Source organism: Streptomyces sp. NPDC056222, from assembly GCF_042264065.1.
Lineage (GTDB): Bacteria > Actinomycetota > Actinomycetes > Streptomycetales > Streptomycetaceae > Streptomyces.
Window position 1 is genome coordinate 1 of sequence record NZ_JBHJTL010000212.1, and the last position, 1,436, is coordinate 1,436.

At 56.5% G+C, this 1,436-nt stretch carries 1 protein-coding gene; it reads right to left on the reverse strand.

From position 1 onward, the window contains the following. A partial coding sequence (locus ACFC0D_RS38545) for a hypothetical protein (protein WP_376446774.1) occupies positions 1-1,006 on the reverse strand: 1,006 nt, incomplete at its 3' end. Between the last annotated feature and the right edge of the window lie 430 nt (positions 1,007-1,436).

Sequence of the window (1,436 nt, forward strand, 5' to 3'; positions counted from 1 at the left end):
GTGGGTCACCCAGCGCTGCTGCTGAATCGGCAAGTGCCACCGCTATTTTGTCTAGCCTGTCGCCAAGATGATCCTTCGCGAATGCCTCGAGATCCGTAATTTCCGCGCCTCCGCGTTTGGCGCGAAGCCGAACGCAGCCGCCGACAGACTCTGCGAGCGTGGCATCTGTTGCTGAAGAGAGAGCGAGATTGGCGAGTCTGTCTGCTACATCAGTCTGATCAAGTTCCTCCGCTGCCAATGCCCCAAGAATTAGGAGTTGCGCATTTGGCACTTGGCACTCGGCCTCAGTCTCTGCAATTGCCAGAACGTCCGAATAGCTTTCCATGCCGTAGAGTGCGCGGCACCGAATACGCTCGACCGCACTCTCACTTGTAGACACCCCTCGCGCGTCGAGTATGGCTAGTGCTCGCAGTGGCATCCCGTTATTGATCCAATCTTCTGCGGTTCTGAGGTCATCCGGTAGTGATTGGTCAATCTCAGCGGTCAAGCTCGGCATCGTGCCGTTAATGAGCCCTAGGTACTCACCGATTACCCGCACATCTGATGGATGCATCACGAAGTCAATGAGATGCTTCTTCAGCATAGGTGAGGCCTGGACGATAGATGCCAGATCTTCCAGCGCGATTATCGATACCCTGTTGGTCTTTCCGTGCAGACAAGCATTCCTGGCATGCTGCTGCAACCTCGCATCTCTGCTGTTTAGGGTAACAATGCAGTAGTAGTCGAGAGGTGGATCGAACTCGTGGCACAGCTTCAACTCCTTGTCGAAGATGGCTGTAGTGAGCTTTGATCGAGCATACGCCTTGCACTGGTATCCCCAATGAGCAAGGTCGGGCCTACGGGCGTGAACATACACGTCGACGCCATTCTGTATCTGGCCGCTAACGCCAATGCGCTGGGCCTCCAGCTCGGGCTGATGCTTGTCGTTAACGTGGAGGAGCACGAGCTCCTCGAGCATCTCGCTGTCAAGTGAATTCAACCAGCTATTGATAAGATTGCTTGCCATGGGCTTCTAGAGATCCATTTCCAGTTCTTGCCGGAGCGCGAGGTGTATGTGCACCGCAGTCTAACTTCCCAGCGCAGCAAAGCAGGATATAGCTGCCCATGCCTAAGTGTCTTTCTAGTTCTCTCCTATCGATGCTGGCGAGTTCCGATGCCTTGCTTCCGGCCCTGTTTCTCTGGATGGGCCAATTTGCCTGGCGGACACCTGCCGCGGCCTCAGTGCTGACCTAGGAAGCGTTGTGTTAAGGACAAATGCCGCTTCTAGGCGACGATGGGGGATAGGCGTCCGGGTGCGTAGGCGCCTGAGGCCCGTTCTTAGAGGGCCTATCAAGCGATGGCGCGGTTTACCCAGGCTCCAGCCGTCTTTGATGCGAGGGCCGTCTCTCCGCCCCTCGCTTTGGCTCTGCGCTGGTGCCGCTGCGCCGTCTCCTAGC